Raw genomic sequence first — 16,349 nt, forward strand, 5'->3', positions numbered from 1 at the left:
TTTTCATCCGAGCGGAGGGAATCATGACCGACATTGGTCGGATGGCACATGTGGTGCCAGCTCGCACCCAGCTTCCGGTCAGCGCCTATTTTGACGAAGCCCGCTTTGCCCGCGAGCAAGAACTCATTTTCAAGCAGTCGTCCATTTATGTCGGCCACGAAAAACTCGTGCCCGAGATTGGCGATTGGCGGACTTTGGTCCAGGAGAACGGGGGACGCATACTGGTTCGCAACCAGAAAGGCGTCGAACTCATCTCGAATGTGTGTCGTCATCGCCAGGCTCTGATGCTGGGAGGCGAGGCAGGTAACGTCAGTGGCAATGTGAACAACAGCGGTTCGCTGAAAGGCACCGGGGGCAATATCGTCTGCCCCCTGCACCGCTGGACGTACAACAATCAAGGCGAACTGCTGGGCGCGCCCCAGTTCGAGTCCACCCCCTGCATGAATCTGCAGCGCTACACGCTGCGCGATTGCCATGGCCTGCTCTTCGAGGGTCCGCGCGACCCCGCCACCGACATGGCGCCGCTCTTCGGACGGCCCGAGTTCGATTTCGGCGACTACGTGCTGGACCACGTCGAAGTACACCAGTGCAATTACAACTGGAAGACCTTCATCGAGGTCTATCTGGAGGATTACCACGTCGGGCCGTTCCATCCGGGCCTGGGCCGTTTCGTGACCTGCGACGACCTGAGCTGGGAATTCAACGACTGGTACAGCCTGCAAAAGGTGGGCGTGCATCAGGCCCTGGCGCAGCCGGGTTCGGATGTGTATCGCCAGTGGCATGATCGCCTGCTCGATTTCCGGGCGGGTCAGGCGCCGGACTTCGGCGCGGTGTGGGCCACGTATTTCCCGACCCACATGATCGAGCTGTATCCGCACGTGGTGGTGCTCTCGACGCTCTACCCCAAGAGCCCGCAGGAAACCGTGAACGTGGTCGAGTTCTATTACCCCGAAGAAATCGTCGCTTTCGAGCGCGAGTTCGTCGAGGCACAGCGCGCGGCCTACATGGAAACCGCGGTCGAAGACGACGAGATCGCCGAGCGCATGGATGCCGGCCGCAAGGCCCTGATGACGCGCGGCGTGAACGAAGCCGGGCCTTATCAGTCGCCGATGGAAGACGGCATGCAGCACTTCCACGAGTGGTATCGCACCATCATGGAAGAGCCGGGCGCCTGACACGCCCTCCTTCCTGCCAGAACAACCCCGGCCAGCGTGTGCGTTGGCCGGGGTTTTTCTCGGGTATCGCTGGCGGCGCTCAACCCAGTACCTGCGCCACGGCATTCTCGCCCAAGGCCAGCCCCACCGTCATGCCCACGCCCGAGTGCATGACCGCCACCGTGGTCTGCGCATCGGCCCGCATCACCGAATACGGCGCGGGGCCGTGCGCACCGTACACGCCCTGCCAGCGTTCGAGCACGCGCAGCGGCGCGCCCAGTGCCTGCGAGGCGAGCGCCAGCATGGCGTCGTCGACCGCCTCGTCATTGAACGGCGGCGCATCGGCGCCATAGCGATGCGAGTCGCCCACGATCAGTTCGCCGTACGGCGTGGGGCTCACCAGCAGATGGATCCCCTCGCGCATCAGGAACGGGCTGCGTTCCTCGAACACCTGCCGCAGCCGGACGGCGCTCGGCAGGTCCGAGAAGGCGCCGTAATGCACGCAGGACAGCCCGGTCAGCAAGGGGCGATCGAGCGCGAAGCCCTGCCCCGCGAACGCCACCCGCAGCATCTGCAGCCGCGACACTTCCAGATCCAGCGGCGCGAACAACTCGGGCCACAGCGTGAGGTAATCGTGGCCCGGGCACACGAACACGTGCGGCGCGCGCAGCTCCCCCGCCGTCGTGTGCACCTCGCCCCCTTCGGCGCGGCGCGCCAGCGTGCCCGTGATCATGGTCACGCCCAGGTCCTGCTCGAGGTGCCGGGTGATGGCTGGCAAGGCCTCGCGCGAATAGATCTGCAGGTCGTCGGTGCCCCGCAGCGCCGCGCAGTGGTGGTCCAGGCGGCCGTCGTACAGCGCGCCCAGCTCACGACCGCTCAGGAGTTGCGCGGCATAGCCCTCGGCCTGCAGGCGCGTGGCGGCAAACTCCTCCAGCACGTCCTGCTCATGCGCGTTGCGCGCCAGGACCAGGCTGCCGTTGGCCCGCACATGAAAGCCGGCGCCTTGCGCCAGACCCAGCCACAGCTCGCGCGTCTGCCGCGCGAGCCGCGCCATGTCGCCCGGCGCCTGGCCGGTCACGAGCACCTGACCGAAGTTGCGAATCGTGGCGCCATGCGCCTGGCGGGCGCGCTCGACCACCGCCACCCGCAGGCCACGGCGGGCGCAGGCCCACGCGTGGGCCATGCCCAGCATGCCGCCGCCCACGACGATCGCGTCGAATGTCTTCATCTCAATTCTCGTCCTGCGTTGAAAGGGGCGCACGCACGCGTGCGCCCGGGAAAAATCACTTCTTGCGCGGCTCGGACTTGCCGTCGTAACGACGCGACCACTCGGCGAGGATGCGATCACGCTCGGTCGCGGCCCAGACGAAGTCGTTCTTGATCATGCGCGCGGCCAGATCCGCGGGGAGATGCGGATTCGAGGTGGCCACGGACGGAATGGCGAGCACGGCGAAATTCGCCTTGTAGAGCTCGTTGGCCGCCCGGCTGGCCGAAAAATCGGCGACCTTGCGCGCCGCGTCGGCGTGCTTGGTGCCGCGCACGATCGCGGTGGCTTCCACTTCCCAGCCCAGGCCTTCCGACGGGAAGATGGGCTCGATCGGCGCGCCGTCGGCCTTGAGCTTGGCGGCGCGGTAATCGAACGACACCCCGATCGGAAACTCGCCCGAGGCCGCCAGGTTGCAGGGCTTGGATCCCGAGTGCGTGTAAGAACCGATGTTCTTGTGCAGCGCGCCCATGTAGGCCCAGCCCTTCTCTTCGCCGAACATCTGCAGCCAGGCGCTCACATCCAGGAACCCGGTGCCCGACGAGGCGGGGTTCGGCATCACGATCTTGCCGGCATAGACCGGCTTGGTCAGGTCCTGCCACGAGGTCGGCGCGGGCAGGTTCTGCTTTTTGGCTTCGATGGTGTTGAAGCAGAGGGCCGCGGCGAAGGCATCCATGCCGACCCAGGCCGGCACGGTCTTGGCGTCGCGCATGTGCGGCGCGATCTGATCCAGGCCCTTGGGGGCATAGGGTTCCAGCATGCCTTCCTTGTCCATCAGGCCCAGCGAGGTGCCGGCCAGGCCCCAGATGACGTCGGCCTTGGGATTGTTCTTTTCGGCCAGCAGCTTGGCCGTGATGATGCCGGTCGAATCGCGCACCCACTGAATCTTGATGTCGGGATGCTCGCGTTCGAACGCCGCCTGATAGGCCTTGATCTGGTCGGCCTCGAGGGCGGTGTAGACGGTGAGCGTGGTCTGGGCCACGGCGGCGCCGGTGGCGGCGGCGCTCAACGCCAGGGTCAGCAGGCAATAGCGGGAAAACCGGTACATGGAGTCGCTCCAGGTGAGAAAGCAAAAAGGGGAAGCCGTGCGGCTGCAAGCGTCGGGATCAGGGGCGTTCGCCTCGCGCGAGGCGGGCCGCGATATCGGTGAGCACGTCGGGGAGCTCGGCGACGGTGTCGATCAGGTAATGCGGCGCGGCCGGCGCCAGCACGGCGCGCGCACGCTCGCGCGCGGCCTCGCGGCCCGCTGCGTCGAGCGCGAGATAGTCCTGCAGGGTCAGGCCGGCGGCGTTGCCCGAGAGCAGCAGGCCCACCGACCACATGCCGGCACGCCTGCCCTCCTCGATGCCCACGCCCGTGTCGTCGACCTTGACGCAACCCGCCACATCGGCGAGGCCGAGCGCGATCACGTTGTGCAGGGCCATGGCCGGCGCGGGTCGCGCACGCGGCACTTCGTCGCTGGCCACCACGCAGTCGGGCGCGATGCCGCCCTGCGCGGCACGGGCCAGCACGCGCTGCATCACGCTCGCCGGATAGCCTGAGCACGACCCGACCTTCAAGCCGCGCTCGCGCACGGCGCGCAGCGTCTCGAGCGCGCCCGGAATCACGTCGGAGTACTGCGCCACCTTCTCGAGCTGCATCGGCAGGAAGCGCTCGTAGATCGACGTCACCGCGGCATCATCGGGCAGGCTGCCGAAGCGCGCCTCGTATTGGCGCCCGATGACAGGCTCATCGCAGAGGGCGCGGATGTGGTCCCACTTGCCCATGCCCATCGGACCTCGGGCCTGCTCGAGCGTGATCGCGACACCGAACTGCGCGAAGGCCTCGACGAACACACGGGTGGGCGCGAACGAGCCGAAGTCCACGAGCGTGCCGGCCCAATCGAAGATCACGGCCTCGAGCCGGGGAAGATATGCAGTCATGAATGCGGGTCCAGTTGAAAGAAAAGAGACACGGGGGCTCAGTCGCGCGGCGCGAGGCGCCAGGCCTGCGTCCGGCGCACCAGCGCGTGGCTGGCGGCGTGCAGGAGCAACGCGACGGTGGCGGACGTGGCCATGATCACCGTGCACATCGCGGCCGCCGGGCCGATCGAGCCGGCGTCGTCCATGTTGAGCACCGCCACGGCCGACAGCACGGTCGAGGGGCTGTACAGAAACACCACGGCCGAGACGGTCGTCATGGCGGACACGAACAGATAGCGGGCGGTGGCCAGCACCGCGGGCAGACACAGGGGCAGCGTCACGCGCCAGAACGTCACGAAGGCGGGCACCTTGAGGGCGGCCGACGCCGACTCGAACTCCGGGTCGAGCGCCCCCAGCGCCGTCACCGCCGTGAGGTGCGCGCTGGTATAGAAATGCACGACGGTGCAGGCCACCAGCAGCGCCATGCCGCCGTACCAACCGTTGAGCGGATTGGACGGGCTGTTGAAGAAAAAGATATAGCCCAGGCCGAGCACCAGGCCCGGCACCGCCATCGGCGTGAGCGCGAGCAGGCTGACCACGCCGCGCAGACCCCGCGCCGCGCCGCGTGCGGGCAGCTTTTCCATCATCCACGCGCCGCAGAACACCACGGCCGTGCCGATCAGCGCGGTCGAGGCCGCGAGCTGCAGGCTGTTGCGCCAGGCGAGCCAGCCGCCGCCATCCATATTGTCGAAGTCGTAAGAGCGCAGCGACAGCGAGAGGTTGTACGGCCACATCTTGATGAACGAGGCCCATACCGCCACCCCCACCAGCAGAAGCAGCGCCCCCGCGATCACGGCACTGGCAAGCAGAAAGCTTGCGTCCCGCACCGCATGCGGTCCCGGCGCGTATCGCTGCGCCCGGCCGCTCAGGCCGGCCCCCTGACGCGTACGCAGATGGCGATCGAGCAGGAAGGTCAGCACGGCGGGAATCAGCAGCATCAGCCCGATCGCCGCGCCGCGCGCGAAGTTCTGCTGGCCCACGACCGCCTTGTAGGCCTCGATCGCCAGCACGTTGTAGTCGCCCCCGACCACCTTCGGCACGCCGAAGTCCGTGACCGTGAGCGTGAAGACCAGGCAGCACGCCGAGAACACCGCGTAGCGCGTGCCGGGCAGCGTCACCGTCAGGAACGTGCGCAACGGCCCGGCGCCCATGGCGCGCGCCGCGTCGTACAGGCGGCCATCCGCCAGCGTCAGTCCGGTCACGAGGATCATCAGCGCGTGCGGGAAGGTGTAGAAGGCTTCTCCCGCGACGATGCCCCAGAAGCCGTAGATGGTCGCGCCACCCAGCAGGTCCTTGAACAACCCCTGATTGCCGAACAGATAAATCAGGGCGATGCCGGGCAACAGCGATGGCGCGAGCAGCGGCAACAGGGCCAGCACGCGCCAGAGCCCTTTGCCGGGCAGCCGGGTGCGGGTCAGACCATAGGCAAAGCAGTAGGCGCACGGCACCACGATCGCCAGCGTCGTCAGCCCCACGGCCAGGCTGCGCCCCACCATGGCAAGAAAGTCGGCCTGTAGCACGATGTCGCGGAGCAGCGCGCGTCCGCCGGCGCCGCCGGCCGCGGCATTCATCAGCACGGCCGCGAGCGGCAGCGCGAGAAACACGATCAGCGCGAGCGCGTACGCGCCCTGCCCGGCCAGCAATGCACTCCGGCCCAGGCCCCCGGGCAGCGGCCGGCGCGCGATCGATTGCGATAAGGCGGGAACGGCGGCGGCGGACCGGCCCGCGTCGACCTCGTTCAGAGGCATCGGGGCCTCAAGCGTAGGGACGTAGCGCATGACGCGGCAGCTCCACCCAGCAACGGCCGGCAGCATGTTGGTCGAGCAGGCCATCGCCCGCCTGCGGCGACACCACCGCACGCAGGGTGTGCCCCGGCATGCCATCGATGCGCAGCGCGACGCGGTAATGGCTACCCAGAAAAACGCCATCCTCGACCTGAGCCAGGAAGGTGTTCGGCGCCGGCGCCGAGCCGCCGGCCTGGCCGGCCTCGGACGCGGCACTCAGGCGAATGGCCTCGGGACGCACGAACAGCCGGCCCCGCGCGGCGGGCGCCGCCGCATCGAGCTGCAGCGTCTGCCGCCCGACGCGTACGGAATCGCCGTCAGCCCCTTCGTAGGACAGCCAGTTCGCCTCGCCGACGAAATCGGCGATGAAGGCCGTGGCCGGGCTGCGGTAGAGCGACCGCGGGGTGCCGTACTGCTCGATCCGGCCGCCATTCATCACGGCGATCCGGTCGGCCATTTCCATGGCCTCTTCCTGGTCGTGCGTCACCATCAGGGTCGTGATCGCCAGCCGGCGCTGCAGCGCGCGCAGCTCGGCACGCAGATGGGTGCGCACGCGGGCGTCGAGCGCCGACATGGGCTCGTCGAGCAACAACAGCGACGGCGACGGGGCCAGCGCCCGCGCCAGCGCCACGCGCTGCTGCTGCCCGCCCGACAGTTGCCCGGGAAATTTGTGCGCGGAGCCCGCGAGCCCGACCAGATCCAGCATTTCGGCGACGCGGGCCGCCACGCGCTGGCGCTCGCCGCGCCGCCCGCTCAGCCCATAGGCCACGTTCTGCGCGACGGTCAGGTTGGGAAAGAGCGCGTACGACTGGAACAGAATGCCGTAGTCGCGCTCGGCCGGCGCCGCCCGGGAGATATCGCGGCCCGACAGCACGATGGCGCCGCTGTCCTGCGGATCCAGCCCGGCAATGGCGCGCAGCAGCGTGGTCTTGCCGCAGCCCGAGGGGCCGAGCAGGCAGACCAGTTCGCCCGCCCGAATATCCAGGGACACATCTGCCAGCGCGGTGTGAGCGCCGTAGCGCTTCACCAGATTGCGCACCGACAGAAAAGTGTCGTTGCCGTGGATCATTTCCCCTCCCGTTCTCGTCTCAGGCCTCGTGCCTGGCGGTCAGTATCGGGAGGGCGCATTGAGCGTCCATGACAGTTCGCGCAAATGCAGTAATAAAAACATCAAATTATTTTGGTGTACTGGCGATCCTGCTCCTTCTGGACACGCCGCCGGCGTGCCGTCCTCCTTGCTCGTCGCCGAACTCAAATCCTTCTATGCCGTGGCTCGCTGCGGCACCGTGACGCGCGCGGCCGCCCAGCTCGGGGTGAGCCAGCCGACCGTCACGGGGCAACTGCGCCAGCTGGAATCGCGCTATGGGATCGAACTGTTCCACCGCCAGGGCCGCGGCCTGCGGCTGTCGGACGCGGGCCACCGCCTGATGCCGCTGGTCGAACGGCTGGTGCAACAGGAAAGCGAGATCGAGTTCCGCCTGCGCGACGCCAGCGAGCTGCGCGAGGGCCAGTTGCGGGTGGGCGCCACGGGCCCCTTCTACATCATGGAGACGGTGCGCCAGTACAACCAGCGCTACCCCGGCGTGGAGCTCAATCTCAGCATCGGCAACTCGCAGAGCATGCTGCAGGCCTTGCACGAGTACCGCATCGACGTGGCGACCTCGTCGTATGCGCTCGACGACAAGCATCTGTACCGCCGCATGATCGCGGCGGATCCGCTGCGCGTGGTGGTGCATCGCGAACACGCGCTGGCCGCCCGCGGCGAGGTGCGCCTGGCGGACCTCGCGCCTTACACCCTCCTGCTGCGCGAACCCGGCTCGATGACACGCCAGCTCACCGAGCAGGCCCTGGCCGATGCGGCCGTCTCACCCGCCCGCGTGCTGGAAATCGGCAGCCGCGAATCGATCCGACAGGCCGTGCTGTGCAATCTCGGGCTGAGCCTGATCCCGGCGCGCGAAGTGCCGGCCCATCCTCAGCTCGCCGCGCTGGCGCTGGCCGATGCCCGCATCCTGATGCACGAATACCTCTATTGCCTGCGCGAGCGCCAACCGGTGCAACTGATCGCGCGATTTCTCGAGCTGGCGCCCCTGGCCGCCGAGCCCCCGAGCGCCCTCGACGCGCCGCCCACCGAAGCGCCCGCCGCGCCCTGAGCGGCCCGGCCCCCGGAGTCCATCATGCCCCTCTCGCTCTACGACATCGAACACATTTTTCTGGAACGCGGCCATCGCTCCTACGACGGCGAACCGGTCAGCCATCTGAAGCATGCCCTCCAGACCGCGACGCTGGCCGAGCAGAACGGCGCTCCGGCGGCCTTGATCACGGCCTGCCTGCTGCACGATCTGGGCCACCTGATCGCCGACGATCCCGACACACCCACGCTGCGTGGCGTGGACGACAAGCATCAGTATTTCGTGCTGCCCTTCCTGCGCGGTCTGTTCGACGCGCAGGTGCTCGAGCCGATCCGCCTGCACGTCGAGGCCAAGCGGTATCTCTGCTATGTCGAGCCCGGCTACGCGATGATGCTGTCCGACGACTCGCGCCGCAGCCTGCGGTTGCAGGGCGGCGCCTTCGAGGCCGGTCAGGCGCTCGACTTCGCCTCGCTACCGGGCGCCCCCGACGCGATCAAGCTGCGCCGCTGGGACGACCAGGCCAAGTCGCCCGGCATGGTCACCGGATCGCTGGTGCACTTTCTGGAGCTGGCCGAGAGCATCAGCAAACGCGCCCGCCTCGTGGCGGTGAGCTGACGCGCCGCCGGGCGCAGGGTTCAAGCTTGGGGACCGCGCCCGGCGCGGCGCTCAACCCTTGGCGACCGGACGCGCCGGATCGCTGCACCATTCGCTCCAGGAGCCCGGATACAGCCGCGAGCCGGCGAGGCCGGCGATTTCCATCGACAGCAGGTTGTGGCAGGCGGTGATGCCCGAGCCACACTGGTGCACGATCGTCTCCGGCGCGCGGCCGTCGAGCAGGCGGGTGAACTCATCGCGCAGTTGATCGGCGGGCTTGAAGCGGCCATCGGCGGCGAGGTTTTCGCCGTTGGGGCGGTTCAGTGCGCCGGGAATGTGACCCGCGACCGGGTCCATCGGCTCGACTTCGCCGCGGTAGCGGTTGGCGGCGCGGGCATCGATCACCGTGAACGCGGGCGCGTCGATATTGGCCAGCACGGCGTCGGCATCGACCGTCGGCGCCAGCGACGGCGCGGGGGTCACGCCCTGCTGCGGCGCCACCGCGGCCTGCGGGCCCGTCGCCTCGGGCTGCCCGGCCTCCTGCCAGGCCTGCCAGCCACCGTCGAGCACGACGACGCGGTCGTGACCCATCCAGCGCAGCATCCACCACAGGTGGGCGGCATACATGCCACCGCTCGCGTCGTACGCGACGACCAGCGTGCGCGGCGTCACGCCGTGCGCCGCCATCAGGCCGGCCAGCGCGGCGCGCTCGGGCAGAGGATGACGGCCGTTCTTGCCCGTCCGGGGCGCGGCCAGCTCCTTTTCGTGGTCCAGGTAGATCGCGCCGGGAATGTGGGCCGCGTCGAAGGCGCGGCGGCCGGCGGCATGGTCCATCAGGTCATGGCGCACGTCGAACACGCGCACGTCGGGCTCGCCCAGCCGGGCGGCGAGATCGGCAACGGAAATCAGCGTCTGGGACATCGAAAGCTTCCTTCTAGTAACGGGCGGGCCGGACGATCGCGCCGTGGGCGTCGCTCAGGCGCCGGCCGGATCCCGCATGGTACGCCACACCGAAAGCAGGCCCGCGAGAATGATCAGGCCCATGCCCATCCAGGCCAGTGTGTCGAGGTGATCGTTCCACACGCCCATTCCGATGAGTGCGGCAAAAATGATGGTGGTGTATTGCAGCGCCGCCGTCAGCAGCGCCGAGCCGTGCCCGAACGCGCGGGTCATGGCGAGCTGGCCGAAAAGTCCCGCCGCCCCCACGCCCAGCAGCGCCAGGTAACCCTCCAGATCGGCCCGGCCCCACCCTTCGAGGAGCAGGCCGATCGCGCTGCTCAGGCACACCCCGACAGAGAAGAACAGCACCGTGCGCCACTCGGGCTCGCCGATACGGCCGAGCTGGCGGATCTGCAACATGGCGACGGCCGACATCGCGCCGGCGCACAGGCCCAGCAACGCGGCGAGCCACTGGTCATCGGTGATGCTGGGCCGCAACACCGTGATCACCCCGAGGAAGCCCAGCGCGACGGAGGCGATACGAACGGGATCCCGTTGCGTGCCGCCCCACCCCAGCATCCAACAGGCGATGAACAGCGGCGCGGTGTAGTTGAGGCTGGTGGCGGTGGCCAGCGGCAGATGGGCGATGGCGAAGAACCCCAGCCACATCGACGACACCCCCGACACATTGCGCCAGAGGTGCAGCTTCCAGCTGGTGGGGACGATGGACTGGCGCGCGGCGCGCGCCCACAGCAGCAACAGGATCACCGAGGGCAGACCGCGAAACAGCACGATCTGGGGCAAGGACGCCCCGTGCTCGGTACCCAGCTTCACGAAAGACCCCATGACGGCGAACATGGCCGACGCCACTAACATCCAAAGTGCCTGCATGGGGGGGCTGCCGCTCGAGAAAAGGGGTAAAGATGGGGAAAGCGATACTATACTCCCCCCGTAAAACCCCGCCGGCATTCCGGGGAACCGTACGCTCGCCGTACGGTCGAACGGGGGACCATAAACAAACGGAGCGGGTGACGCGCCGTCCGGATCGGGGTCCGGAACGTCCACGCCACCCCTCGCATAGGGAATCAATCAAGCATGAAGCGTATCTTCCTGTTTTTGCTTACCAACTTTGCCGTCATGCTCGTGCTGTCGGCAACGCTGCGCATCCTGGGCGTCGACCGGTTCATCACGGCCAACGGCCTGAACCTCAACGCACTGCTGGTGTTCTCGCTCGTCATCGGCTTCGGCGGATCGTTCATTTCGCTGCTGATGAGCAAATGGCTGGCCAAGCGCAGCACGGGCGCGGAGGTCATCGACCCCAACGCCCCGCGCAGTCAGCGCGAAGCCTGGCTGGTCGACACCGTGCATCAGCTGGCCGACCGGGCCGGCATCGGCCGCCCCGAAGTCGCGATCTACGAAGGCGCGCCCAACGCGTTCGCGACCGGCGCGTTTAAAAACGACTCGCTCGTGGCCGTCTCGACCGGCCTGCTCGAAAGCATGAGCGAAGAAGAAGTCACCGCCGTGCTGGGCCACGAAGTGGCGCACATCGCCAACGGCGACATGGTCACCCTCACCCTGATCCAGGGCGTGGTCAACACCTTCGTCGTGTTCTTCGCGCGCATCGTCGGTTACTTCGTCGACAAGGCCATCTTCCGCACCGAACGCGGCATCGGCCCCGGCTACTACATCACCGTGATCGTCTGTGAAATCGTGTTCGGCATCCTGGCCTCCATCATCGTGGCCTGGTTCTCGCGCCAGCGCGAGTACCGTGCCGACGCCGGTTCGGCTCAGCTGCTGGGCGCGCGTGAGCCGATGATCAACGCGCTGGCCCGTCTGGGCGGTCTGGAGCCGGGCGATCTGCCCAAGTCCTTCCAGGCTGCCGGCATTTCAGGCCGTGGCGCGGTCTCGGCGCTGTTCGCCTCGCACCCGCCGATCATGTCGCGCATCGCCGCCCTGCAAAACGGCCGCGCCAGCTGATCGACCGCGTCCGGGGGGCTCGACGCCCCCCGCGCCGCAGCCGCGGCAAGCGCAAAAAAACCCGCGAAGGTCAGACCTTCGCGGGTTTTTTCTTGCCCGGCCGAAGCCGCGCCGCTCAGTCGAGCGTGAGGATCGTTGCGCCGGTGGTCTTGCGCGACGCCAGGGCGGCCTGCGCGTCGCCGGCCTGTTCGAGGCTGTAGCGCTGGTCGATGCGCACCTTGATCTGCTTCTTGCTGACCAGGCCGAACAGCTCGTCGGCGGCGGCCTTGAGCTTCTCGGGGGTGTTCACATGCACACCCAGCGACGGACGGGTCAGGTAGAGGCAGCCCTTCTGGTTCAGGATGCCGACGTTCACGCCGGTGACCGGACCGGAGGCGTTGCCGAAGCTCACCATCAGACCGCGCGGCTCCAGGCAGTCGAGCGAGGTTTCCCAGGTGTCCTTGCCCACGCCGTCGTAGACCACCGGGACTTTCTTGCCACCGGTGAGCTCGAGCACGCGCTCGGCCACGTTTTCACGCGAATAGTCGATGGTCTCCCAGGCGCCGTTCTCGCGGGCCAGGGCCGCCTTTTCGGGGCTCGACACCGTGCCGATCAGCTTCACGCCCAGGGCACGCGCCCATTGGCAGGCAATCAGGCCCACGCCGCCGGCGGCCGCATGGAACAGAATGGTTTCGCCGCCCTGCAGGCGGTAGGTCTGGCGGAACAGGTACTGCACCGTGAGGCCCTTGAGCATCAGGGCGGCCGCGTCGTCGAAGCTCACGCTCTTGGGCAGCTTCACGACCTGGGCGGCGGGCACGTTGCGCGCCTGGGCGTAGGCGCCCAGCGGGCTCTGGCCGTACGCCACGCGATCGCCCACCTTCAAATGCTTGACGTCGGCGCCCACCGCCTCGACCACGCCGGCGGCCTCGAAGCCCAGACCGTGCGGCAGCGGATGCGGGTACAGGCCCGTGCGGTAGTAGATATCGATGAAGTTGAGGCCCGCGGCATGCTGGGCGATCGTGACTTCATTGGCCGCGGGCGGCGGCACTTCGACCTCGACCACTTTCAGGACTTCGGGACCGCCGTGCTGTTCGATGCGGACTGCCTTGACGAGCTTGCTGGCCATGCGGGCCTCCTTGCGGAAATGACGATGAAAAGGAAACAAACGAATTCGAAGCACCGGCGCAAAGCCGCCCCGGCTACCCGGGGGCACGCCGCCGGCTGGTCAGAACGAGCACGCCGCCCAGCACCAGCGCCGTGCCGGCCAGCTGCCAGGCGGTGATCGGCTCGTCGAGGAACCATGCCGCCAGAAACAGCACCGAAACCGGGCCCATCATCCCCAGCAGCGACGCGGTCGGCGCGCCGATCAGCGCGACCGCCCACATCAGCATGAACACCGGCACCACCGTGTTGAGGGTGGCGTGGATCAGGGAATAACCATAAACACCGGCCGGCTGCAGCAGCACCTCGGGCGGATGCACCAGGAAGAACTGGATCACGCAGGCCACACAGGACACCAGCATGGCGTAGGCCACCAGACGGGTCGCGCCCACGCGCTTGACCAGCTCGCCGGAGCAGATCAGATAGACAGAATAGCTGAGCGCGGAGCCGAAAACGAACAAAGACCCCAACAGCACCTCGGATCCGGCGCTCTGCCCCACGTCGTGGGCGAAAACCAGCACCACGCCGGCGTAAGACAGGACCATGGCCCAGGCCTGCTGCCGCGACACGCCGCGCTTGAACCACCATGCCGACAGCAGGACCACGAGCGAAGGAGAGAGGAACAGGATCAGTCGCTCGAGCCCGGCGGACACGTAGCGCAGCCCCAGAAAATCCAGGAAGCTCGACAGGTAATACCCCAACAGTCCGAGAAGTATCAGCTGCACCCGCTCGCGGCCCGTCAGCACGGGAATCTCGCCGCGGGCCGCACGGCGGGCCTGCCACCAGGCCACGGCGGCAAAGAAAGGCATCGCGAACAGCATCCGGAAGGCAATCAGCGTGACCGCATCGATCCCGTAGCGGTAGGTGAACTTGACGACGATGGCCTTGGCCGAGAACAAAATGGCACCGAGGCCCGCCATGGCATAGCCGGCCACCATCTGGGCCTGGCGCGAGCCCTGCAAATGCTCTTGAAGTGGATTCATGCGATGATTTTAGTTTGTCCCCCGACGCACTCCCATGACTCGCCAACGTGCCCTGCTTTACATCCATGCCGCCGCCGTCCTTTTCGGCTTGACCGGCGTTTTCGGTGAGTTGATTCAGGCCAGCGCGGCCGTGATCACGGCGGGCCGGGCGATCTTCGCGGTGCTCTCGCTGGGCGTCTTCGCGCGGATCCAGCGCCGCTCGATGCTCGGCGTGCTGACGCCGGCCCAGATTTTCGTGCTCGTGATCGCGGGCGCCCTGCTCGCCGGCCACTGGGTCACGTTCTTCATCTCGGTCAAGGTGGGCGGCATCGCCATCGCCACGCTGGGTTTTGCCAGCTTCCCGGCGTTCATCACGCTGTTCGAAGGTCTGGTCTTCCGCGAAAAAGTTCGTGCCGCCGAGTGGGCGGTGCTGGCCCTGGTCACCCTGGGCCTGGTGCTCGTGACGCCGTCGTTCGATTTCGCCGACCAGGGCACGGTGGGGCTGCTGTGGGGCCTCGCCTCCGGGCTCTCGTTCGCCCTGCTGGCCCTGACCAACCGGCGCGCGGCCGCCGGCATGGACGCCATGCAGGTGGCGGGCTGGCAGAACGCCATCGTCGCGCTGATCGTCCTGCCGTTCGCGGTCGGTCAACTGCCGGCGCTGGCCGCCATGGACTGGCTCTGGATCGCGCTGCTGGGCGTGTTCTGCACGGGCCTTTCACATTATTTGTTCGTGTCGAGCCTCACCAAGCTCAACGCCCGCAGCGCCGGCCTGGTGATCGCGCTCGAGCCGGTCTACGCCATCGGGTTCGCCTGGGTCCTGTTCGCCCAGGAGCCCACCGCCCGCATGCTGGCCGGCGCCGCCCTCATCGTGGCGGCCATCGTCTGGTCGGGCTTGCGCAAACCCGCCCACTGACGCAGGCGGCAGCCGAAATAACGAAATAACGACCGATCTCGACGAAATTTCCGCCACCTCAGCACGCCAGGGCGGCCACGAATCGCACTTTTTCTATATTTCCGAATCCTGACGATCGATAGCCTGAGTGTAGTAACCAAGGTGAAGTCACCATGTCTACGCTCGATCCCAGGTCCACATCGCCCCTCGCCCATTCGTCTGCACTGACGCCCGCCCCCACCGGCCGAAGCGCATTCGCCAATCTGCCGCATCGGCCGCATCCGCGCCGGCCTGCGCGCGCCTGGCTCGCGCCCGCGTCCCGGCGCAGCAGGTTGTTCGCCCGGAGCGAGCCCACCCCCAGCACCGACCATGCCCCGGCCAGCCGCACGGTCGAGCGCGTGGTCGCGTGGATGCCCGCGGCGCTCGCCCTCCTGGTCACCATCTTCTATGCGGGGCTGGTCGCGCTCTGGCTGCTTCCTTCGTGCATCACCCCCGTCGACCTCGGCGCGCTCCACTGGTCGAGCAAGGTCTTCTACGGCGCGTGCGTGCTGGTCGCGATCGCCCTCGCGCTGGCGCCCTGGGCGGCGCTTCATCGGCATCACGCCTCCGACCTCGACCACGTGCATGCCTTACCTTGAGATAACCCCACCCCGGCGCACGCGCCGGGGCGTCTTTCACCGCTCCCCCAACCGCCCTGCTTCAGGGTATTCCCTGGGGGCGACATGTCTCTGTGATATTCGTCGTTATCCCCGAAGGATTCCTATAGTAAAACCGACAGAGAGCATCCGTCCCCTAGCGCCTGGCCTCCTCACACACTCCGGTACCAGACAAAGAAAAATATGTTTCCAGGTCGCACTTCCTCTTGTCGCGTCGTCGTGGCGGACGATCATCCGCTCGTTCAGATCGCGATTTCGCAAATGCTCTCCGCCGACGGCGACTTCACCGTCGTGGCATCTGCAAACTCCGGCGAAGAGCTGCTGCACACCCTGCAGGCCACCCCTTGCGATCTGATCGTCACCGACTTCGTCATGCCTCCCTTTGAAGAAGCATCGACCAGCAATCTCGATGGCATCCGTCTCATCGGCCTGCTTCGGCGCAAGCACCCCTCGATCCCAATCGTGGTTTCGACCACCGTGCCCAACGGCGGCATCCTCAAAAGCATGATCACGGCCGGGGTACACGGCATCGTCGGCAAGGACGAGCCGAGCCAGATCCTGGCCCAGATCTGCAAGAGCGTGATGTCCGGCGCAAAGCCGCCGGTGCTGAGCCCTCGGGTCGCGATGCGGCTGGGCCATTACGTCGCGCCGTCGCAAATCGCCACCGTTCAGCAGTTGTCCCAGAAAGAGAGCGAGGTTGTCCGACTCTTCGCGCAAGGGCACTCCCTGACCGACATCGCGCGCCAGCTCAACCGGGCGATCACCACCGTCGCCACCCAGAAGCGCTCGGCCATGCGCAAACTCAACGTCAACAACAACGCCGACCTGATCCGCTACGCGGCCGACACGGGCATCGTCTAAATGGAGCGCTATCTTTCGTCGTCTCGCAGTTCGCCG

Annotated in this window: 16 protein-coding genes; 7 read left to right on the top strand and 9 right to left on the bottom strand. The window is 67.4% G+C overall.

The window, feature by feature from the left end:
• The first annotated feature begins 23 nt into the window (after window positions 1–23).
• Window positions 24–1,175: an aromatic ring-hydroxylating oxygenase subunit alpha gene (locus CEK29_RS16120; RefSeq protein WP_094858676.1), complete on the top strand. Its 1,152-nt coding sequence runs from the start codon at window positions 24–26 to the stop codon at window positions 1,173–1,175.
• A 79-nt stretch (window positions 1,176–1,254) separates the two neighbouring features.
• Here CEK29_RS16120 and CEK29_RS16125 read toward each other — a convergent pair whose 3' ends face one another.
• From CEK29_RS16125 to CEK29_RS16145, 5 genes are read right to left on the bottom strand one after another with little or no spacing between them, the layout of a single operon-like run.
• Window positions 1,255–2,382: a TIGR03364 family FAD-dependent oxidoreductase gene (locus tag CEK29_RS16125; protein WP_094858677.1), complete on the bottom strand. Its 1,128-nt coding sequence runs from the start codon at window positions 2,380–2,382 to the stop codon at window positions 1,255–1,257.
• A 55-nt stretch (window positions 2,383–2,437) separates the two neighbouring features.
• Window positions 2,438–3,466 carry a putative 2-aminoethylphosphonate ABC transporter substrate-binding protein gene (locus tag CEK29_RS16130; protein WP_094858678.1) on the bottom strand — a complete coding sequence of 343 codons (1,029 nt, stop codon included), beginning with the start codon at window positions 3,464–3,466 and terminating at the stop codon, window positions 2,438–2,440.
• Window positions 3,467–3,524: 58 nt separating this feature from the next.
• A complete protein-coding gene (phnX, locus tag CEK29_RS16135; RefSeq protein WP_094858679.1) occupies window positions 3,525–4,340 on the bottom strand; it encodes a phosphonoacetaldehyde hydrolase in 816 nt (271 codons plus the stop codon).
• A gap of 38 nt (window positions 4,341–4,378) precedes the next feature.
• A complete protein-coding gene (locus CEK29_RS16140) occupies window positions 4,379–6,127 on the bottom strand; it encodes a putative 2-aminoethylphosphonate ABC transporter permease subunit (RefSeq protein WP_094858680.1) in 1,749 nt (582 codons plus the stop codon).
• A 7-nt stretch (window positions 6,128–6,134) separates the two neighbouring features.
• Entirely contained in the window at window positions 6,135–7,232 is a 1,098-nt protein-coding gene (locus CEK29_RS16145) for a putative 2-aminoethylphosphonate ABC transporter ATP-binding protein (protein WP_094858681.1), read from the bottom strand.
• Between the two features lie 166 nt (window positions 7,233–7,398).
• On the opposite strand from CEK29_RS16145, the gene CEK29_RS16150 reads away from it, so the two are divergent.
• Window positions 7,399–8,313 (top strand): LysR family transcriptional regulator, encoded by a 915-nt coding sequence (locus tag CEK29_RS16150; RefSeq protein WP_094858682.1) that lies wholly within the window; start codon window positions 7,399–7,401, stop codon window positions 8,311–8,313.
• 24 nt (window positions 8,314–8,337) lie between these two features.
• On the top strand, window positions 8,338–8,907 hold the full coding sequence (locus CEK29_RS16155) for a phosphonate degradation HD-domain oxygenase (protein ID WP_094858683.1): 570 nt from the start codon (window positions 8,338–8,340) through the stop codon (window positions 8,905–8,907).
• A gap of 51 nt (window positions 8,908–8,958) precedes the next feature.
• On the opposite strand, the gene CEK29_RS16160 is transcribed toward CEK29_RS16155, so the two are convergent.
• Window positions 8,959–9,807, bottom strand: coding sequence for a sulfurtransferase (locus tag CEK29_RS16160; RefSeq protein ID WP_094858684.1), 849 nt, complete (start codon window positions 9,805–9,807; stop codon window positions 8,959–8,961).
• A gap of 54 nt (window positions 9,808–9,861) precedes the next feature.
• A complete protein-coding gene (locus tag CEK29_RS16165; RefSeq protein WP_094802101.1) occupies window positions 9,862–10,716 on the bottom strand; it encodes a DMT family transporter in 855 nt (284 codons plus the stop codon).
• Window positions 10,717–10,920: 204 nt separating this feature from the next.
• On the opposite strand from CEK29_RS16165, the gene htpX reads away from it, so the two are divergent.
• Window positions 10,921–11,802 carry a protease HtpX gene (gene htpX, locus CEK29_RS16170; RefSeq protein ID WP_094802103.1) on the top strand — a complete coding sequence of 294 codons (882 nt, stop codon included), beginning with the start codon at window positions 10,921–10,923 and terminating at the stop codon, window positions 11,800–11,802.
• Window positions 11,803–11,917: 115 nt separating this feature from the next.
• On the opposite strand, the gene CEK29_RS16175 is transcribed toward htpX, so the two are convergent.
• Together CEK29_RS16175 and CEK29_RS16180 are read right to left on the bottom strand one after the other, a co-directional pair.
• Entirely contained in the window at window positions 11,918–12,907 is a 990-nt protein-coding gene (locus CEK29_RS16175; protein ID WP_094802105.1) for a quinone oxidoreductase family protein, read from the bottom strand.
• 73 nt (window positions 12,908–12,980) lie between these two features.
• Window positions 12,981–13,925, bottom strand: a complete 945-nt coding sequence (locus CEK29_RS16180; protein WP_094802109.1) for a DMT family transporter — start codon at window positions 13,923–13,925, stop codon at window positions 12,981–12,983.
• 34 nt (window positions 13,926–13,959) lie between these two features.
• On the opposite strand from CEK29_RS16180, the gene CEK29_RS16185 reads away from it, so the two are divergent.
• The 3 genes from CEK29_RS16185 (at window position 13,960) to CEK29_RS16195 (ending at window position 16,313) form a co-directional block, all read left to right on the top strand.
• Window positions 13,960–14,817, top strand: coding sequence for a DMT family transporter (locus tag CEK29_RS16185; protein WP_094858685.1), 858 nt, complete (start codon window positions 13,960–13,962; stop codon window positions 14,815–14,817).
• A gap of 152 nt (window positions 14,818–14,969) precedes the next feature.
• Window positions 14,970–15,434 (top strand): hypothetical protein, encoded by a 465-nt coding sequence (locus tag CEK29_RS16190; RefSeq protein ID WP_141218353.1) that lies wholly within the window; start codon window positions 14,970–14,972, stop codon window positions 15,432–15,434.
• A gap of 237 nt (window positions 15,435–15,671) precedes the next feature.
• Window positions 15,672–16,313 carry a response regulator transcription factor gene (locus tag CEK29_RS16195; protein ID WP_255176172.1) on the top strand — a complete coding sequence of 214 codons (642 nt, stop codon included), beginning with the start codon at window positions 15,672–15,674 and terminating at the stop codon, window positions 16,311–16,313.
• Window positions 16,314–16,349 lie beyond the last annotated feature (36 nt).

The organism is Bordetella genomosp. 5, assembly GCF_002261475.1.
Classification (GTDB): Bacteria; Pseudomonadota; Gammaproteobacteria; order Burkholderiales; family Burkholderiaceae_B; genus Bordetella.

What these genes read in the sequence shown, in the direction of transcription:
- CEK29_RS16185 (WP_094858685.1), top strand. Translation starts at nt 13,960, where the DNA reads ATGACTCGCCAACGTGCCCTGCTTTACATCCATGCCGCCGCCGTCCTT.
- CEK29_RS16130 (WP_094858678.1), bottom strand. Translation starts at nt 3,466, where the DNA reads ATGTACCGGTTTTCCCGCTATTGCCTGCTGACCCTGGCGTTGAGCGCC.
- CEK29_RS16125 (WP_094858677.1), bottom strand. Translation starts at nt 2,382, where the DNA reads ATGAAGACATTCGACGCGATCGTCGTGGGCGGCGGCATGCTGGGCATG.
- CEK29_RS16160 (WP_094858684.1), bottom strand. Translation starts at nt 9,807, where the DNA reads ATGTCCCAGACGCTGATTTCCGTTGCCGATCTCGCCGCCCGGCTGGGC.
- CEK29_RS16140 (WP_094858680.1), bottom strand. Translation starts at nt 6,127, where the DNA reads ATGCCTCTGAACGAGGTCGACGCGGGCCGGTCCGCCGCCGCCGTTCCC.
- CEK29_RS16120 (WP_094858676.1), top strand. Translation starts at nt 24, where the DNA reads ATGACCGACATTGGTCGGATGGCACATGTGGTGCCAGCTCGCACCCAG.
- CEK29_RS16190 (WP_141218353.1), top strand. Translation starts at nt 14,970, where the DNA reads ATGTCTACGCTCGATCCCAGGTCCACATCGCCCCTCGCCCATTCGTCT.
- htpX (WP_094802103.1), top strand. Translation starts at nt 10,921, where the DNA reads ATGAAGCGTATCTTCCTGTTTTTGCTTACCAACTTTGCCGTCATGCTC.
- CEK29_RS16165 (WP_094802101.1), bottom strand. Translation starts at nt 10,716, where the DNA reads ATGCAGGCACTTTGGATGTTAGTGGCGTCGGCCATGTTCGCCGTCATG.
- CEK29_RS16180 (WP_094802109.1), bottom strand. Translation starts at nt 13,925, where the DNA reads ATGAATCCACTTCAAGAGCATTTGCAGGGCTCGCGCCAGGCCCAGATG.
- phnX (WP_094858679.1), bottom strand. Translation starts at nt 4,340, where the DNA reads ATGACTGCATATCTTCCCCGGCTCGAGGCCGTGATCTTCGATTGGGCC.
- CEK29_RS16145 (WP_094858681.1), bottom strand. Translation starts at nt 7,232, where the DNA reads ATGATCCACGGCAACGACACTTTTCTGTCGGTGCGCAATCTGGTGAAG.
- CEK29_RS16155 (WP_094858683.1), top strand. Translation starts at nt 8,338, where the DNA reads ATGCCCCTCTCGCTCTACGACATCGAACACATTTTTCTGGAACGCGGC.
- CEK29_RS16175 (WP_094802105.1), bottom strand. Translation starts at nt 12,907, where the DNA reads ATGGCCAGCAAGCTCGTCAAGGCAGTCCGCATCGAACAGCACGGCGGT.